Consider the following 15,875-nt stretch of genomic DNA (forward strand, 5'->3'; position numbering starts at 1 on the left):
GTTTAATATATATAAAGTGAAAGTTCTGTCATTTGCAGGTGAGGGGAGGGAAGAAATTTGAAATGGATTGTAAAAGATGTGGAACAGTTTGAGCAAGCAAGAGAGTATGTAGATACAGGTGTTATACCACTTTTATCAATTTCGGCAGCAAAAGAAATGAAAATGGTAGTAGAACAAGGGGAATTTATCGAATTGTTGAGTATGGAGTTGGAAAGGGAATATAAGGGAAGAGTGCTTTTACTACCATCATTTACGTATTTGGTAGAAAGTCAAAAAAATGAAAAAGGTCGTTTGCAAGAATGGACAAATCATTTACAAGAGCAAGGTTTTAAGCATATTGCTTATGTTACTAGTGATTTTTCATGGAAAGAAGATATGCAAGAATTGCAGGGAGATTTATTTTGGTTTCCTTCATTAGCGTTAGAACAATTTAGTGATCAAGCGAAAAGAGAAGTTATTCATGCGCATATAAAAAATATAATGGTGATGTTAGAAGAAAAATGGGGAAAAAAATAATAAACAGAAAGTTCTTATTATTATGAGTAGTATGATATTGACCTGTGCATGAGCGTATTATATCATGATAGTGTCCTAGTTTTTATTTTTTATATAATTTATCACGAGGGGACAATTTCTGATAGAGGGGGGAAATTTTCGTGAGCGAGAAAGAACATCGTGTATCAAGAAGACAGTTTTTAAATTACACCCTTACCGGGGTAGGAGGCTTTATGGCAGCGGGTATTTTAATGCCGATGACGCGATTTGCGCTTGATCCGGTGTTAAGAAAAGAAGCGGGAACGGATATGGTTGCTGTTGCGCAAGTAAAGGATATTACAACAGAGCCGAAACGTTTCGACTTTAAGGTGAAGCAGGTTGATGGTTGGTACAAGTCCGAAGAGCCAAAATCAGCTTGGGTTCATAAAGATGAAAGCGGAGACATTGTTGCGTTCTCTCCAGTATGTAAACATTTAGGATGTACAGTGAACTGGAATTCGGACAAAGCACATCCGAATCAATTCTTTTGTCCATGTCATGGGGGCCGTTACACAAAAGACGGGATGAACATTAAAGGCACGCCGCCCCTTGCTCCACTTGATGTATATGAATCTAAAGTGAAAGATGGAACGTTGTATTTAGGAAAAGCGAAGCCAAGAGGGGGTGCAAAGTAGATGCTAAATAAAATTTATGATTGGGTAGATGAAAGGCTAGATATTACACCAATATGGCGTGATATCGCTGATCATGAAGTACCTGAACATGTAAACCCGGCACATCACTTTTCTGCATTCGTTTATTGCTTTGGAGGACTGACCTTTTTCGTTACCGTAATTCAAATTTTATCTGGAATGTTTTTGACGATGTATTATGTGCCTGATATTAAAAATGCTTGGGAATCGGTTTATTATTTACAAAATGAAGTTGCATACGGACAAATTGTTCGTGGTATGCACCACTGGGGTGCTAGTCTCGTCATTGTAATGATGTTTTTACATACACTTAGAGTTTTCTTCCAGGGTGCGTATAAAAAGCCTCGTGAGCTAAACTGGATTGTTGGTGTTCTTATTTTCTTTGTTATGTTAGGTCTTGGATTTACTGGATATTTATTACCGTGGGATATGAAAGCTTTATTTGCTACGAAAGTAGGGATTCAAATTGCAGAGCAAACGCCGCTCATTGGTCCTTATATTAAAACATTACTCGCTGGTCATTCCGAAATTGTTGGCGCTCAAACATTAACTCGCTTCTTTGCTATTCACGTCTTCTTCTTACCAGCAGCACTTCTAGGTTTAATGGCCTTCCACTTCATCATGATTCGCAAACAAGGTATTTCCGGTCCACTATAAGAGATTGCTAAATTAAAGGGGAAAGAACTAAAGGAGGGAGATTATGCATCGCGGCAAAGGGATGAAGTTTGTAGGAGATTCTCGGGTACCGGTAGCTCGGAAACCAAATATTCCAAAAGACTATTCTGAATACCCAGGAAAAACAGAAGCATTTTGGCCGAATTTCTTGCTAAAAGAATGGATGGTTGGTGCAGTTTTTTTAATCGGTTATTTATGTTTAACAGTGGCGCATCCGTCGCCACTTGAGAGAATGGCGGATCCAACTGATGCCGGATATATACCACTTCCAGATTGGTATTTCTTATTCTTGTATCAGTTGTTAAAGTATTCTTATGCTTCTGGCTCATTTACTGTAATTGGAGCGTTTATAATGCCAGGGATTGCGTTTGGCGCATTACTATTAGCTCCATTTCTTGATCGAGGACCAGAAAGACGCCCGTTAAAGCGTCCTGTAGCAACTGGATTTATGCTTTTAGCAATTGCATCGATTATCTTTTTAACTTGGGAATCTGTAGCACACCACGACTGGGAAGCTGCAAAAAAACAAGGAGCAATTGTAAAAACAGCACCAGTTGATAAAAATGATGACGGCTATAAATTAATGCAAAAAAATACTTGTTTAACATGTCACGGTGACAATTTACAGGGCGGGGCAGCAGCGCCTGCACTGCAAAACTTAACTTTAAAGCCAGAAGAAATTGCTAAAATTGCGAAAGAAGGAAAAGGTTCAATGCCTAAAGGCGTATTTAAAGGTACGGATGAGGAATTGAAGAAGCTTTCGGAATTCGTTGCAAAGTATAATAAAAAATAATAAAAAGCTGACTACAAAAATTTGTAGTCAGCTTTTTATTTTGATGAAAGAAAGTTTACTATATAATAGAGTAGTGTTTGAGAAAAGAATGACTTTGTTTGAAAGGTGTTGGACATACAGCTTGGTTTACTTGTATGCAATGTTAAGGCAACGCTCCGTGTTATTATTTTTATTAGTTGTTAACATATTAGGTACAATATACGGATTTATATGGTATGGAAATCAATTAAAAGAAACTTCACCTATATTTTGGCCATTTGTACCTGATAGCCCGATGGCGAGTCTCTTTTTTGTCTTTGTTTTAATTGCTTTTTTAATAAAGAGAAATTGGGGATTAATAGAGGCGTTAGCGATTGTTACTTTAATAAAATATGGTATATGGGCTGTTGTTGTAAATGGGGTTTTGATCTATGTAAAAGGTCCTATTGGTGTTATGGGATATATGTTAATGCTTTCGCATTTTGCGATGGCAGTACAGGGATTGTTATATGTACCGTTTTACCGTATAAAAAAATGGCATTTTGCGGTAGCGGCTATATGGACATTACATAATGATGCAATTGATTATTTATTCTGGCAAATGCCGAGATATGGAATTATGCATTTGTTTGTAGAAGAAATTGGTTATTTTACGTTCTGGCTAAGTATTGCAGTTCTTTGTATTACATATTATTCTTGCTTACGTGAGAACCGAAAACAGTTTTCTTTATAATAGTTAGAACATGTAGGGGGAGAAAATGAAGAAAAATAAGAGTGGTACAAAAATATGGGATCGATTGGTTACAATAGTTGTTTCATACAGCATAGCATTTTCTGTATTTGCACTCGCAACAACGGCGGTTGTATACGGAAAATGGCTGTATTATTTTGAAATTGATTTTTTAAACATTCCAGATTTAGCGGATATGACGAAGGGTGATATTAAAAGAAATTATGATGTGCTTATCACATATTTATCGCCGTTTTATGATGGTGCATTACAGTTGCCAACATTAGATATGTCTACAAATGGCCGTATTCATTTTGTAGATGTTAAAAATATTTTAGTCAAGATTCAATATGTAATGTATGCAACAATTATGATTGCAATGATAGGCGGCATTTATTTATTAAAAAAGAAAAATGAAAAGTTTTTACTGCACGGATCGATTTTAACAATTATCTTTCCGATCGCGCTGATGCTACCAATCGCTATTAATTTTGAAAAGAGTTTTGTATTATTCCATAAACTGTTATTCAGTAATGATTATTGGATGTTTGATATTGAAACGGATCCGATTATATTAATGCTACCAGAAGAATTCTTTATGCATGCTGCGTGTGCTATTTTATTATTTATTTTATGCGGCAGCATAATTTGTTACAGCTTGTATAGATATTTTGTAAAAAAGAAAAGGGTTTCAAAGGAAAAATTCTCTGTTTAAAGAGAATTTTTTTGTTTGTAAAACGATAATATATTTTTCGGTCCAGTTCTGTTCTATTCTTGTCCAAATTAACATATTTTGTACTAGTAGTTATAGGGGGGACCGTGATGAAGAGAACATTAATTGGATTGATAGCATTTCTAATTATAATGTTTCCGTTACGTATATATGCTGAAGAGTGGAGTGAACTAACCGGATTGTTAGATGACTCATTACAATTAGTGAAGCGTAATGAAGATGAAAAAGCAGTACAAGTATTACAACATTTCTCGGAGCAGTTTGTCATAAAGGGGAATGAAAAGAAGCAAGAAGTAACGCCAGATCAAGTTAGAGTTATTTCTTTGGCATATGACAAGGCAAAACAATCTCTCGCAGAAGAAGATTTAGGTAAACAAGTTAAAATTGATAATGTGTTAGCCCTACAGCTCGCGGTTGATGCGCAAGTGTCGAAATATCAACCACTTTGGATGGAGAGAGAAAAAAAAGTAATGGGTGCCTTTTCTCAAATGGAAAAAGCGATGAAAAAAGAAGATACGGGACAGTTTCAACAAACGTTAAACACATTTTTGCATGAATTTAATATTATTTATCCAAGTTTAATGATTGCTTTGCCAGAAAACGAAGTGCAGCGTGTAAATGCCCATTTATCTTATTTGGATGAATTTCGTAACGTTATGTTAAAAACAAAAGGTGGGCAAATGCAATTAGGGATCATTAAAGGGGATTTGCAAAAAATATTTCACACAGTAAAAAAAGATGAAATTGCACCCTCTCTCATTTGGTTTATGACAATTACTGGAGGTCTTATTTTATTCACATTAACTTATGTTGGGTGGAGAAAGTATAAAGGAGAGAGAGAAAAAAGGAAAAGTAATGTACACTCTAAGAATAGATAATGCAATAAATAAAGATATGGATTGTAAGGTTTATTCATTGACAATGATGTCAGAAGAAAATAGAATGAGAAGTACTATAATTAAAACTTCAATGGAGGTTCAGAGGTTCATGATGTTTTATTTAATTTACTTCGCGATCATAATGATCATACCGTTGTATGCACAGTCAAAAGTACGTAGTGCCTATAGCAAGTATTCACAAGTTTATTCAACATCAGGTATGACAGGAGCGGAAGTGGCTCGAAAAATTTTAGATGAGAATGGATTATACAACGTAGCTGTAGAAGAAACACCAGGTCATTTATCAGACCATTATGATCCAACTGCCAAAACAGTTCGATTATCAACAGACAACTATTACGGTCATTCAGTTGCTGGTACAGCAGTTGCAGCACACGAAGTAGGACACGCAATTCAAGATGCAAAAGATTATAACTTTATGCGTATTCGTCATTCGTTAGTGCCAGTTGCAAACTTTGGATCGAATATTTCTTGGGTATTTATTATGATTGGTGCCTTTGCATCTATGTCTAACTTATTGTTATTAGGTATTATCTTAATGGCAGCAGGTGTTGTGTTCCAACTGGTTACATTACCTGTTGAGTTTGATGCATCAAAGCGTGCAATGCAACAAATTGAAGCGTTAGGTATCGTATCAACAGATGAATATGGGCAAGCTCGTAAAGTATTAAATGCGGCAGCATTAACATATGTAGCAGCTGCAGCTGTAGCGGTATTTGAATTATTACGTCTCGTATTAATGTATACTGGTATGCAGCGTAGCGACGACTAAAGACTATCATTTGATAGTCTTTTTTTGTTTTGTGGATTGGATTATATAATGTATTGTAAATAGAAATAATAGAAGTAATGCGGAAAGGTGGTGAGGGAAATGAAATATCCAAGCCATTTAGCAAAACAAGTGAGAGAACAAAGTGCCTCTTATCAGCTAGAAGGCTTTTTAAGTGGACAAGGTCCTGAAAATCCAAAATTTATGTTGCTAGGAGAAGCGCCAGGTGAAACAGAAATTCATAATGGGATTCCGTTTAGCGGGAGAGCAGGAAAACAATTAATGGTTTTTCTAGAACGGATTCCCGTTACAAGGGAAGAAGTATATATTACGAGCGCTGTTCGGAGTAGACCTTATAAGTGGAGAGAGAAAAAAGAACGAAATGGTGAAATCATACAGAAAAAGTATAATAGAACGCCAAATCAAGGAGAAATACTTGCCCATGCCCCTTTGTTGGATTATGAATTAGAGGAAATAAACCCGAAGCTTATCGTCACACTTGGAAATATCGGCCTTCAACGTTTAACAGGAAAAAATAAAAAAATAACTGATGTGCACGGACAATTATTAAAACAGCCCATTCAAAAATTAAAGGATATGCAAAGTACAGAGTTTATATGGTCAGAGAAAGAATATCATATTTTCCCGACTTTTCATCCTGCTTCCATTTTTTATAATCGGAGTTTATTGGAGCTTATTTATGAGGATTTAGGGAAACTAAAAAAATATGTAATAAAAAACTAGAAAAGCTAGAGAGCTTTTCTAGTTGCATTTATGTATGTAACGGGTTTTTATTTTCATCTAATGTAAAACCTTCACCAACTACATCATGTACATCACTTACAGCAACAAAGGCATGAGGATCTACAGAAGTAATAATATTTTTTAATTTCACGATTTCATTTTTAGCAACAACGCAATATAATACGTTCCGTTCCACTTTTGTATACGATCCAACAGCTTTTAAAAAAGTAGCTCCGCGTTCCATCTCAGATAAAATTTTGGCTGCAATTTCATCATTTTTATCTGAGATAATAGTTGCTCCTTTCGCTGCATAGGCTCCTTCTTGCATAAAATCAATGACTTTCGCACCGATAAAAACAGCAACTAACGTATACATGCCCTCGCGGTATGATAAATATGTAAGAATCGAGACGATAATGACGATAGCATCAAACATAAACATCGTTTTCCCCATACTCCAGCCAACGTATTTATGAGCGAGTCTCGCGATAATATCTACACCGCCGGTAGTCCCGCCGTATTTAAATATTATTCCAAGACCGATACCGATAAATGCCCCGGCGAATAAAGCCGCGAGTGTCATATCATTTTGTAAGTTTAAATGTAAGTTGAGAACTTCGTAACGCTGAAAAATCCATAGAAATAAAGATACGCTAAAGGTGCCGATTAGTGTATAGATAAATGTTGTTCTGCCAAGTAACTTCCAACCAATGAAAAATATAGGGATATTTAAAATTAAGTTTGAGTAAGAAGGATCAAACTTAAATAGAAAATACAATAATAGTGTAATACCGGTAAATCCACCTTCTGCAAGGTGATTTTCAATATTGATATTCACAATACCGAAAGAAAAAATAGCGGAACCGATTAAAATGAAAATGATATTTCGAATCTTCAAATTTGATGTCATATAGAAATCCCCCTAATTATGTAGATTGCATTGCTCCGCTGATACGGTAAAACATAATGATAAGTAATTTCTAGTTGTTAGTAAAAATAGTGAAGGCTACAAAAATCCGATTGGTTCGGGCTGGTGTTTTGCGAAAATCATGCAAAAGAAGTTTCACTTTACCCCGTTCCAACGGCTGGTAGGAGATAAAGCTCTGAAGAAAGTCAAACCAGCCGTAGGAACCCGATTGGTTCAACTAATCTTTTGCAAAAACCGCAAAAGAAAGTTTCACTTTATTATAGTCTATCCAAAAAAGGGTCGCAAATAGGTGTTTGGCGGGGAATAATATTTGTCAAATCGCGATGAATTGGCTAACATGAAAGAGGAAGGATTAGAGGTGAATTGTATGGAAGCGAAAACGATGAAGGATATGCAGAAAGAAGTAGATGCATATATTGGTCAGTTTAAAGAAGGTTATTTCAGTCCACTTGCAATGATGGCTCGTTTAACGGAAGAAATGGGTGAGCTTGCAAGAGAGGTTAATCATTATTATGGTGAGAAACCGAAGAAAACAACTGAAACAGAACGTAGTATTGAAGAAGAGCTTGGAGATGTATTATTTGTTATGATTTGTATGGCAAATAGTTTAAATATTGATTTAGAAACAGCACATAACATTGTAATGAATAAATTTAATACTCGCGATAAAGATCGCTGGACACGTATTGATGAGGGAGAGAAAGAATAATGAAAGAAATTAAAGTAATTATCGCTGGACCAAGAGGACGTATGGGACATGAAGCAGTCCTTCTTATGGAAAGAACGGAACATTTTAATTTAGTAGCAGCGGTGGATTATAAGCATGGCGGAGAGAAAATTTCTGATTTACCGGGTATGCCAGCGCTAGATGCACCTATTTACGCAGATTTACATACTTGTTTAGAGGAAGTAGAAGCTGATGTGTTATTAGATTTAACAACGCCAGAAGTTGGGAAACAACACGTTACACTTGCAGTTGAGCGTGGACTTCGTTCTGTTATTGGTACAACTGGATTTACAGAGGAAGAACTAAAGCAATTAACAGAGAATGCGAAAGAAAAAGAAGTAGGAACAATTATCGCTCCAAACTTTGCAATTGGTGCAGTTCTTATGATGAAATTCTCACAAATGGCAGCGAAGTATTTCCAAGATGTTGAAGTAATTGAATTGCATCATGATCAAAAGTTAGATGCACCATCTGGTACAGCGGTAAAAACAGTAGAATTAATTCGTCAAAACCGTGAATCAAAACAGCAAGGTCATCCAAATGAAGTAGAGCAACTAGAAGGAGCTCGTGGTGCAAATGTAGACGGCATTCACATTCATAGTGTACGTTTACCAGGACTTATTGCACATCAAGAAGTAATGTTTGGTGGAAATGGACAAATGTTAACGGTTCGTCATGATTCATTCAATCGTGAATCATTTATGTCGGGTGTAAAACTATCAATTGATACAGTAATGAATCTAGATCATCTGGTGTACGGTTTAGAAAATATTATCGACTAAAGGGGAGACAACGGATGAAAATTGCCTTAATCGCACATGACAAAAAGAAAAATGACATGGTTTCGTTTGCATACGCATATAAACCAATTTTTGAACAACATGAATTATTTGCAACAGGAACGACAGGACTTCGTATTATGGAAGCGACTGGCTTAGTTGTAACAAGATATCAATCGGGTCCTCTTGGTGGCGATCAAGAAATTGGTGCAATGATTGCAAAAAATGATATGGATATGGTGATTTTTTTCCGGGATCCACTAACTGCTCAGCCGCATGAACCAGATGTAAATGCATTGCTTCGTCTATGTGATGTATATGCGATTCCACTTGCAACGAATATGGCAAGTGCTGAAATGTTAATGCACGCATTAGAGCGAGGAGATTTAGATTACCGCAAGTTAAGAAAATGAGGGGAACAATTATGAGTGGATTACATATATTAGCGTTTGGTGCTCATGCCGATGATGTTGAAATCGGCATGGCTGGTACCATTGCTAAATATACGAAGCAAGGGTATGAAGTAGGTATTTGTGATTTAACAGAAGCTGATCTTTCTTCTAATGGAACGATAGAGTTGAGAAAAGAAGAAGCAAAGGCGGCAGCTCGTATAATGGGAGTAAAAACGAGACTGAATTTAGCGATGCCAGACCGTGGTTTGTATATGAAAGAAGAGTATATACGTGAAATTGTAAAGGTGATTCGTACATATAAACCAAAACTAGTTTTTGCGCCGTATTATGAAGATCGTCATCCAGATCATGCAAATTGTGCGAAACTTGTGGAAGAAGCTATTTTTTCAGCGGGAATTCGTAAATATATGCCAGAGGTTTCACCACATCGCGTGGAGTCTTTTTATTATTATATGATTAATGGTTTTCATAAACCGAATTTTTGTATAGATATAAGTGAGTACCTTTCTATAAAAGTGGAAGCATTAGAAGCATATGGAAGTCAGTTTTCAACAGGGAGTGATGGTGTGAAAACGCCGTTAACAGAAGGTTATGTTGAAACTGTGGTTGCTCGTGAGAAAATGTTTGGAAAAGAAGTTGGAGTTTTATATGCCGAGGGATTTATGAGTAAGAAGCCGGTTTTATTACATGCTGATTTAATAGGGGGATGTAAATGAAATTAAAAATAGGTATTACATGTTATCCTTCTGTAGGTGGTTCTGGAGTTGTTGGAACAGAATTAGGAAAGCAATTAGCGGAACGCGGGCATGAAATACACTTTATTACATCGGGTTTACCATTCCGGTTAAATAAAGTGTATCCAAACATTTATTTTCATGAAGTGACGGTAAGTCAATACTCTGTATTTCAATATCCACCATACGATTTAGCGTTAGCGAGTAAAATGGCAGAGGTTGCACAAAGAGAAAACCTAGACATTTTACATGTGCATTACGCAATACCACATGCAATTTGTGCTTATTTAGCAAAACAAATGATTGGAGAGCGTATTAAAATTGTTACAACCTTACATGGAACAGATATTACTGTGTTAGGTTCCGACCCTTCGTTAAATAATTTAATTCGTTTTGGTATTGAGCAATCTGATGTTATGACGGCTGTCTCGCATTCATTAATTAGCGAAACGCATGAGCTGGTAAAACCAAATAAAGATATTCAAACGGTGTATAACTTTATAGACGAACGTGTATATTTCAAGCGTGATATGTCTCAATTAAAGAAAGAATACGGTATAAGTGAGAGTGAAAAGATACTCATTCACATTTCAAATTTCCGTAAAGTGAAACGTGTGCAAGATGTTGTTCAGGCATTTGCTAAAATTGTTACAGAAGTAGATGCGAAGTTGCTTCTCGTAGGAGATGGACCAGAATTTTGCACGATTTTACAATTAGTGAAAAATTTACATATTGAAGATCGCGTCTTATTCTTAGGGAAGCAAGATAATGTTGCTGAGCTACTAGCGATGAGTGATTTAATGTTGCTTCTATCAGAGAAGGAAAGTTTTGGGCTTGTTTTATTAGAAGCGATGGCGTGTGGTGTACCTTGTATCGGAACAAGGGTTGGAGGTATTCCAGAAGTCATTCAACATGGTGAAACAGGATATTTATGTGAAGTTGGCAATCCAGCAGGAGTGGCAACTCAAGCCATTCAGCTATTAAAGGATGAAGAACTTCACCGTAATATGGGAGAGCGAGCAAGAGCAAGTGTTTACGAGCAGTTCCGCTCTGAAAAAATCGTCTCACAATATGAAACGATTTACTATGATGTACTAAGGGATGACAAAAATGAAAAGATTTAAAAAAGCTAGTTCTATTATTGAGACTTTAAAGCAACAAGGACATGAGGCCTACTTTGTCGGTGGAAGCGTACGAGATCTTATGATCGATAGGCCGATTGGAGATATTGATATTGCGACATCTGCTTTACCAGAAGAAGTGATGGCTATATTTCCAAGACATGTTCCTGTTGGTCTTGAGCATGGAACTGTAATTGTGGTAGAAAATGGTGAACCTTATGAGGTAACCACTTTTCGAACAGAGAGCGAATATGAAGATTTTCGAAGACCTAGTAGTGTTCAATTTGTTCGTTCATTAGAAGAGGATCTAAAACGTCGTGATTTCACAATGAATGCAATTGCGATGACAGAAGAAGGCGAAATGGTTGATTTATTTGCTGGACAGGAAGCGATTCAAAAGAGAGAAATTGTGACAGTCGGCAATGCTGCGGATCGTTTTCAAGAAGATGCCCTGCGAATGATGCGTGGTATTCGTTTCGTAAGTACGTTAGGTTTTTCTTTAGAGATGAAAACGAAACAAGCAATTGAAACATATGGGCATTTACTGGAACATATTGCAATTGAGCGAATTACAGTGGAATTTGAGAAACTGTTAACTGGAACATATTGCGTGAAGGGCTTGCAAGAATTAGTAGAAACGAAGCTATTTTCTCATCTGCCATATTTACAAATGTCAGAAGAGAGATTATTAAAAGCTACGCAATATAACTGGGATTCTTTTGAAACGGACATTGAGGCATGGGCATTCTTCTTATACTGTATCGGAGAAGAGCATCCATCTGTCTTTTTACGTCAATGGAAGTTTTCGAATAAAAAAATAAAAGATATCGTCGCAGTTTTATTAACAATCCGTACGAGAAAGGAGAAGGATTGGGATACAGTCCTTCTTTATAAAACGGGACTTCATATCGCTGAAATGGCTGAAAGAGTATATGAAGCGATGATTGAAAGCTATGATCATACATCTGTTAAACGAGTACAAACGTTGTTTGAAGCATTGCCAATCAAGAGTCGCCAAGAAATGAATGTGACTGGGAATGATTTATTAAACTGGGCAAATAAAAAGCCCGGTCCATGGGTTGCTGAAATGATTCAAAAAATTGAGGAAGCAATCGTACAAGGAAACGTAGTTAATGAGAAAGAGTGTATAAGGGAGTGGCTGCAAGGATGCAATCTACTATAAGAAAGCAGTTATTGCAAGTTTTTTCGGAAGCGGATGGCGCGTTTGTATCTGGCCAAACGATTAGTGATAAACTTGGTTGTTCAAGAACCGCTGTGTGGAAACATATGGAGGACCTTCGGAATGAGGGATATGAACTTGAAGCTGTGCGTCGATTAGGTTATCGCATTGCGGGTAAGCCAGACAAAGTAACTGCTAATGAAATTCAGTTAGGGTTACAAACGAAACGTATTGGTAGAACGGTATATTTTGAAGAAACTGTTGAATCTACGCAGCATATTGCAGCAAAACTTGCTTATGAAGGCGCAGAAGAAGGAACGATTGTTGTGGCAGAAGAACAAACGTCGGGCAGAGGTCGTTTAAGCAGGAAATGGTATTCACCAAAAGGAACAGGAATTTGGATGAGTATTATTTTACGTCCATCAATCCCGGTTCATCATGCACCACAACTTACTTTGTTAGCAGCTGTTAGCGTTGCACAAGCAATTGAAAAGTGCGCGGGTGTAAACGTAGGAATAAAATGGCCAAATGATATTTTAATTCAAGGTAAAAAGGCTGTAGGTATATTAACAGAAATGCAGGCAGATCCTGATAAAATTAATGCTGTCATTATGGGTATTGGTATTAATGCGAATCAAAAGCAAGAACATTTTGATGAGGAAATTCAGCATATTGCTACTTCTTTAGCGATTGAGTCTGGTAAGCCAATTGTTCGTGCAGAGCTTATGCAACAAATCTTTTTACAACTAGAAAAATTATATGAAGAGTATTTACAAAATGGTTTCTCTGTTATTAAAATTCTTTGGGAAAGTTACGCTGTTAGCATCGGGAAAGAAATTACCGCTCGAACGATGAGAGAGACAATTATAGGGGTAGCAAAAGGAATTACAGAGGATGGTGTATTGCTTCTGGAGGATCATGAAGGTAAAGTACATCACATTCATTCTGCGGATATTGAAATTAAGTAAAAGAAGTTCCTTTTTGGAACTTCTTTTTATTTGACTATTACTTTGCCTTCCATTCCTTTAAGAAGATGGTACCGGCATATTAATTCATATGTACCAGTATTTTTAGGTTTCACGGTAATATTTCTTTCTTTTCCTGACTCGACTACGACGTCAATGCCAAGTTTTTTCACTGTAAAGGTGTGTTCATTCTTACCTTTGTTTTTTAATAACAATGTTGTTGACTCTTCAATTGGAATCGTGATGACGTTTGGCTGAAAGTAATCATCGTTTAATTCAACTTCAATGACTTTCGTTGAATCGATAGGTTGTGTTACGACGTTAACTGAGGCAAATGCATGGAAGGAGCTAAAAGTTATCATCCCTGCAATCATCACAGGCAGAACGGTGAATCGAAATAACCATTTGTTCATAGACATTCGCAATTCTCCTTTTGTTAAGTATGTTCTTCCATTAACCTGCATCATTAGTTTAAGAGTTATACACGGCTTAAACAAAGGTTTGCCTTTCTATGATTGAGTTATTTATAAAAAAATTTCACATACCGTAATGAGAATAAAAAATTATTTTTTCGAAAAAATGTAGTAATTCCTTTTTGGAGTTTGCTATAATTAGTTCGAATGTGGGCAGTATCAGAGCGAACTGCACCATGATTCGAAGCAATCCGAAAAAATAATAACTTGGATTCTGCCTTGATCCAATAATGGACTGGGACAGAGGGATGAATAATGCCGACTAACACACAACCCTTCTGCCCTTTTATGGCCAGAGGGGTTTTTTATATGATTTCGGCCATCTCCTCTCTCCTGCATAAAGGAGGAGTAGTTTTTGAAAACAAAAACAGATTTTTTGAAGATGAAAGAGCAAGGTGAGCCGATTACGATGCTAACGGCGTATGATTATCCATCTGCTAAATTAGCAGAAGAAGCTGAAGTTGATATGATTCTAGTTGGAGATTCCCTTGGGATGGTGGTGCTCGGATACGATTCAACAGTACCTGTAACAGTAGAGGATATGATTCATCATACGAAAGCTGTACGCCGAGGAGCGAAAGAGACGTTTATTGTAACTGATATGCCATTTATGTCGTATCATGTGTCGCCTCAAGATACGATGGTGAATGCACGCCGCATTGTTCAAGAGAGTGGTGCTCATGCACTGAAGGTAGAAGGTGCAGGGGAAGTAGTATCAACAATTCATTACTTGACGAACGCGGGAATTCCTGTCGTGGCGCACTTAGGCTTAACTCCTCAATCTGTAGGAGTACTAGGTGGGTATAAAGTACAAGGAAAAGATGCTGAAAGTGCAAAAAAATTAATAGAAGATGCGAAGAGATGTGAGGAAGCTGGTGCGATAGCGCTTGTGCTAGAATGTGTGCCAATGCAATTAGCAGAATTAATTTCGAAGCAACTAACAATTCCAACGATTGGAATTGGAGCAGGGAAAAAAGTAGATGGGCAAGTACTTGTTTATCATGATCTTATCTCATACGGTGTAAATCGTGTTCCGAAATTTGTGAAGCAATATACGTCTGTTCAAGAGGAGATTGTGCGAGGGATTTCACAATACGTTACGGAAGTAAAGACAGGGCAATTTCCAGAAGAAAAACATTCATTCACAATGAAAGAGGAAGAATGCTTAGCGCTATACGGAGGAAAACAATAATGAAAATCGTTACTACAGTACAAGAGATGCAGCAAACTACAAACGAACTTCGTACCAGTGGAAAAAGTATTGGTTTTGTTCCAACGATGGGTTATTTACATGAAGGTCATGCGACTTTATTACGTAAGGCAAGAGCAGAAAATGAAATTGTAGTTTTAAGCGTGTTTGTCAATCCGCTACAGTTTGGGCCGAATGAAGATTTAGATCGATACCCTCGTGATATTGATAGAGATGAAAATGTAGCAAAAGAAAACGGTGTAGATTATTTGTTCTATCCGAGCATAGAAGAAATGTATCCAGCAGAACAAACGACAACAGTAGCAGTTGTGAAGCGTACCGATGTATTATGTGGCAAACAAAGACCTGGTCATTTCGCTGGTGTTGCGACTGTACTAATGAAACTATTTAATATTACATTGCCAACGCGTGCTTATTTCGGTATGAAAGATGCACAGCAAGTTGCTGTCATTGAAGGATTTGTCGCTGATTTTAATATTCCGGTTACGATCGTACCAGTGGATATTGTAAGGGAAGTGGATGGATTAGCGAAAAGTTCTCGTAACGTGTATTTATCACAAGAAGAGCGTAAAGAGGCTCCTCATTTATACCGCAGTCTATGCATAGCAAAAGAAAAAATTGAAGCAGGCGAACGTAATGCAGAAATCATTACAAATCTTGTGAAAGAGTATATTGAGACGTATACGAAAGGCACCGTAGATTATGCGGATTTATATGCATATCCTTCACTACAAGTAATAGATAAAATTGAAGGACGAATCATTTTAGCAATTGCAGTTAAATTTGAGAATGTACGATTAATTGACAATATAACATTAACGGTTAAATAAGGGGGA

Annotated in this window: 20 protein-coding genes; 18 read left to right on the plus strand and 2 right to left on the minus strand. The window is 36.8% G+C overall.

Going from position 1 to position 15,875, the window contains the following annotated elements:
- The first annotated feature begins 57 nt into the window (after positions 1-57).
- The 9 genes from KZZ19_RS07625 (at position 58) to KZZ19_RS07665 (ending at position 6,509) form a co-directional block, all read left to right on the plus strand.
- Positions 58-516, plus strand: coding sequence for a YpiF family protein (locus KZZ19_RS07625; protein ID WP_237981868.1), 459 nt, complete (start codon positions 58-60; stop codon positions 514-516).
- Between the two features lie 140 nt (positions 517-656).
- Positions 657-1,169, plus strand: coding sequence for a menaquinol-cytochrome c reductase iron-sulfur subunit (gene qcrA, locus KZZ19_RS07630; protein ID WP_001290420.1), 513 nt, complete (start codon positions 657-659; stop codon positions 1,167-1,169).
- Positions 1,170-1,844 (plus strand): menaquinol-cytochrome c reductase cytochrome b subunit, encoded by a 675-nt coding sequence (gene qcrB, locus KZZ19_RS07635; RefSeq protein WP_000932700.1) that lies wholly within the window; start codon positions 1,170-1,172, stop codon positions 1,842-1,844.
- Between the two features lie 43 nt (positions 1,845-1,887).
- A complete protein-coding gene (gene qcrC / locus KZZ19_RS07640; RefSeq protein ID WP_000554603.1) occupies positions 1,888-2,655 on the plus strand; it encodes a menaquinol-cytochrome c reductase cytochrome b/c subunit in 768 nt (255 codons plus the stop codon).
- Positions 2,656-2,776: 121 nt separating this feature from the next.
- Positions 2,777-3,367, plus strand: coding sequence for a DUF1405 domain-containing protein (locus KZZ19_RS07645; RefSeq protein ID WP_237981869.1), 591 nt, complete (start codon positions 2,777-2,779; stop codon positions 3,365-3,367).
- Between the two features lie 25 nt (positions 3,368-3,392).
- Positions 3,393-4,079: a TIGR01906 family membrane protein gene (locus KZZ19_RS07650; protein ID WP_237981870.1), complete on the plus strand. Its 687-nt coding sequence runs from the start codon at positions 3,393-3,395 to the stop codon at positions 4,077-4,079.
- Positions 4,080-4,186: 107 nt separating this feature from the next.
- Entirely contained in the window at positions 4,187-4,975 is a 789-nt protein-coding gene (gene ypjB, locus KZZ19_RS07655) for a sporulation protein YpjB (RefSeq protein WP_088095787.1), read from the plus strand.
- A gap of 112 nt (positions 4,976-5,087) precedes the next feature.
- Positions 5,088-5,768 (plus strand): zinc metallopeptidase, encoded by a 681-nt coding sequence (locus KZZ19_RS07660; protein ID WP_002096760.1) that lies wholly within the window; start codon positions 5,088-5,090, stop codon positions 5,766-5,768.
- A gap of 99 nt (positions 5,769-5,867) precedes the next feature.
- Complete coding sequence (locus KZZ19_RS07665) at positions 5,868-6,509, plus strand: uracil-DNA glycosylase (RefSeq protein ID WP_237981871.1); 642 nt, start codon at positions 5,868-5,870, stop codon at positions 6,507-6,509.
- Between the two features lie 28 nt (positions 6,510-6,537).
- Here the strand turns inward: KZZ19_RS07665 and KZZ19_RS07670 are convergent, their stop codons facing one another.
- The gene (locus tag KZZ19_RS07670) at positions 6,538-7,419 is read right to left on the minus strand and encodes a YitT family protein (RefSeq protein ID WP_000203305.1); all 882 of its coding nucleotides are present in this window, start codon (positions 7,417-7,419) and stop codon (positions 6,538-6,540) included.
- A 385-nt stretch (positions 7,420-7,804) separates the two neighbouring features.
- Here KZZ19_RS07670 and KZZ19_RS07675 point away from each other — a divergent pair, with 385 nt between their 5' ends.
- From KZZ19_RS07675 to KZZ19_RS07705, 7 genes are read left to right on the plus strand one after another with little or no spacing between them, the layout of a single operon-like run.
- The gene (locus tag KZZ19_RS07675; RefSeq protein WP_001992677.1) at positions 7,805-8,146 is read left to right on the plus strand and encodes a nucleotide pyrophosphohydrolase; all 342 of its coding nucleotides are present in this window, start codon (positions 7,805-7,807) and stop codon (positions 8,144-8,146) included.
- Positions 8,146-8,946, plus strand: a complete 801-nt coding sequence (gene dapB, locus KZZ19_RS07680) for a dihydrodipicolinate reductase (protein WP_061677792.1) — start codon at positions 8,146-8,148, stop codon at positions 8,944-8,946. Before KZZ19_RS07675 ends, dapB begins: the two co-directional genes overlap by 1 nt.
- A gap of 14 nt (positions 8,947-8,960) precedes the next feature.
- Positions 8,961-9,356, plus strand: coding sequence for a methylglyoxal synthase (gene mgsA, locus KZZ19_RS07685; RefSeq protein WP_000684767.1), 396 nt, complete (start codon positions 8,961-8,963; stop codon positions 9,354-9,356).
- Between the two features lie 11 nt (positions 9,357-9,367).
- Positions 9,368-10,072 carry a bacillithiol biosynthesis deacetylase BshB1 gene (bshB1, locus tag KZZ19_RS07690; RefSeq protein WP_237981872.1) on the plus strand — a complete coding sequence of 235 codons (705 nt, stop codon included), beginning with the start codon at positions 9,368-9,370 and terminating at the stop codon, positions 10,070-10,072.
- Positions 10,069-11,214: an N-acetyl-alpha-D-glucosaminyl L-malate synthase BshA gene (gene bshA, locus KZZ19_RS07695; RefSeq protein WP_237981873.1), complete on the plus strand. Its 1,146-nt coding sequence runs from the start codon at positions 10,069-10,071 to the stop codon at positions 11,212-11,214. The genes bshB1 and bshA overlap by 4 nt, the downstream gene beginning before the upstream one ends.
- Positions 11,201-12,394 carry a CCA tRNA nucleotidyltransferase gene (locus KZZ19_RS07700; protein ID WP_237981874.1) on the plus strand — a complete coding sequence of 398 codons (1,194 nt, stop codon included), beginning with the start codon at positions 11,201-11,203 and terminating at the stop codon, positions 12,392-12,394. The genes bshA and KZZ19_RS07700 overlap by 14 nt, the downstream gene beginning before the upstream one ends.
- Entirely contained in the window at positions 12,379-13,359 is a 981-nt protein-coding gene (locus tag KZZ19_RS07705) for a biotin--[acetyl-CoA-carboxylase] ligase (RefSeq protein ID WP_098871135.1), read from the plus strand. Before KZZ19_RS07700 ends, KZZ19_RS07705 begins: the two co-directional genes overlap by 16 nt.
- A 26-nt stretch (positions 13,360-13,385) precedes the next feature.
- Here KZZ19_RS07705 and KZZ19_RS07710 read toward each other — a convergent pair whose 3' ends face one another.
- Complete coding sequence (locus KZZ19_RS07710; protein ID WP_097817827.1) at positions 13,386-13,775, minus strand: cupredoxin domain-containing protein; 390 nt, start codon at positions 13,773-13,775, stop codon at positions 13,386-13,388.
- A 409-nt stretch (positions 13,776-14,184) separates the two neighbouring features.
- Here KZZ19_RS07710 and panB point away from each other — a divergent pair, with 409 nt between their 5' ends.
- Entirely contained in the window at positions 14,185-15,021 is an 837-nt protein-coding gene (gene panB, locus KZZ19_RS07715) for a 3-methyl-2-oxobutanoate hydroxymethyltransferase (protein WP_000853116.1), read from the plus strand.
- Positions 15,021-15,869: a pantoate--beta-alanine ligase gene (gene panC, locus KZZ19_RS07720; protein ID WP_237981875.1), complete on the plus strand. Its 849-nt coding sequence runs from the start codon at positions 15,021-15,023 to the stop codon at positions 15,867-15,869. The genes panB and panC overlap by 1 nt, the downstream gene beginning before the upstream one ends.
- The last annotated feature ends 6 nt before the right edge of the window (positions 15,870-15,875 follow it).

Source organism: Bacillus thuringiensis, assembly GCF_022095615.2.
Taxonomy (GTDB): Bacteria; Bacillota; Bacilli; order Bacillales; family Bacillaceae_G; genus Bacillus_A; species Bacillus_A cereus_AG.

What these genes read in the sequence shown, in the direction of transcription:
- qcrB (WP_000932700.1), top strand. Translation starts at nt 1,170, where the DNA reads ATGCTAAATAAAATTTATGATTGGGTAGATGAAAGGCTAGATATTACA.
- bshB1 (WP_237981872.1), top strand. Translation starts at nt 9,368, where the DNA reads ATGAGTGGATTACATATATTAGCGTTTGGTGCTCATGCCGATGATGTT.
- KZZ19_RS07660 (WP_002096760.1), top strand. Translation starts at nt 5,088, where the DNA reads ATGTTTTATTTAATTTACTTCGCGATCATAATGATCATACCGTTGTAT.
- KZZ19_RS07665 (WP_237981871.1), top strand. Translation starts at nt 5,868, where the DNA reads ATGAAATATCCAAGCCATTTAGCAAAACAAGTGAGAGAACAAAGTGCC.
- dapB (WP_061677792.1), top strand. Translation starts at nt 8,146, where the DNA reads ATGAAAGAAATTAAAGTAATTATCGCTGGACCAAGAGGACGTATGGGA.
- KZZ19_RS07705 (WP_098871135.1), top strand. Translation starts at nt 12,379, where the DNA reads ATGCAATCTACTATAAGAAAGCAGTTATTGCAAGTTTTTTCGGAAGCG.
- mgsA (WP_000684767.1), top strand. Translation starts at nt 8,961, where the DNA reads ATGAAAATTGCCTTAATCGCACATGACAAAAAGAAAAATGACATGGTT.
- ypjB (WP_088095787.1), top strand. Translation starts at nt 4,187, where the DNA reads ATGAAGAGAACATTAATTGGATTGATAGCATTTCTAATTATAATGTTT.
- KZZ19_RS07700 (WP_237981874.1), top strand. Translation starts at nt 11,201, where the DNA reads ATGAAAAGATTTAAAAAAGCTAGTTCTATTATTGAGACTTTAAAGCAA.
- qcrC (WP_000554603.1), top strand. Translation starts at nt 1,888, where the DNA reads ATGCATCGCGGCAAAGGGATGAAGTTTGTAGGAGATTCTCGGGTACCG.
- KZZ19_RS07710 (WP_097817827.1), bottom strand. Translation starts at nt 13,775, where the DNA reads ATGTCTATGAACAAATGGTTATTTCGATTCACCGTTCTGCCTGTGATG.
- panC (WP_237981875.1), top strand. Translation starts at nt 15,021, where the DNA reads ATGAAAATCGTTACTACAGTACAAGAGATGCAGCAAACTACAAACGAA.
- KZZ19_RS07675 (WP_001992677.1), top strand. Translation starts at nt 7,805, where the DNA reads ATGGAAGCGAAAACGATGAAGGATATGCAGAAAGAAGTAGATGCATAT.
- KZZ19_RS07650 (WP_237981870.1), top strand. Translation starts at nt 3,393, where the DNA reads ATGAAGAAAAATAAGAGTGGTACAAAAATATGGGATCGATTGGTTACA.
- bshA (WP_237981873.1), top strand. Translation starts at nt 10,069, where the DNA reads ATGAAATTAAAAATAGGTATTACATGTTATCCTTCTGTAGGTGGTTCT.
- KZZ19_RS07670 (WP_000203305.1), bottom strand. Translation starts at nt 7,419, where the DNA reads ATGACATCAAATTTGAAGATTCGAAATATCATTTTCATTTTAATCGGT.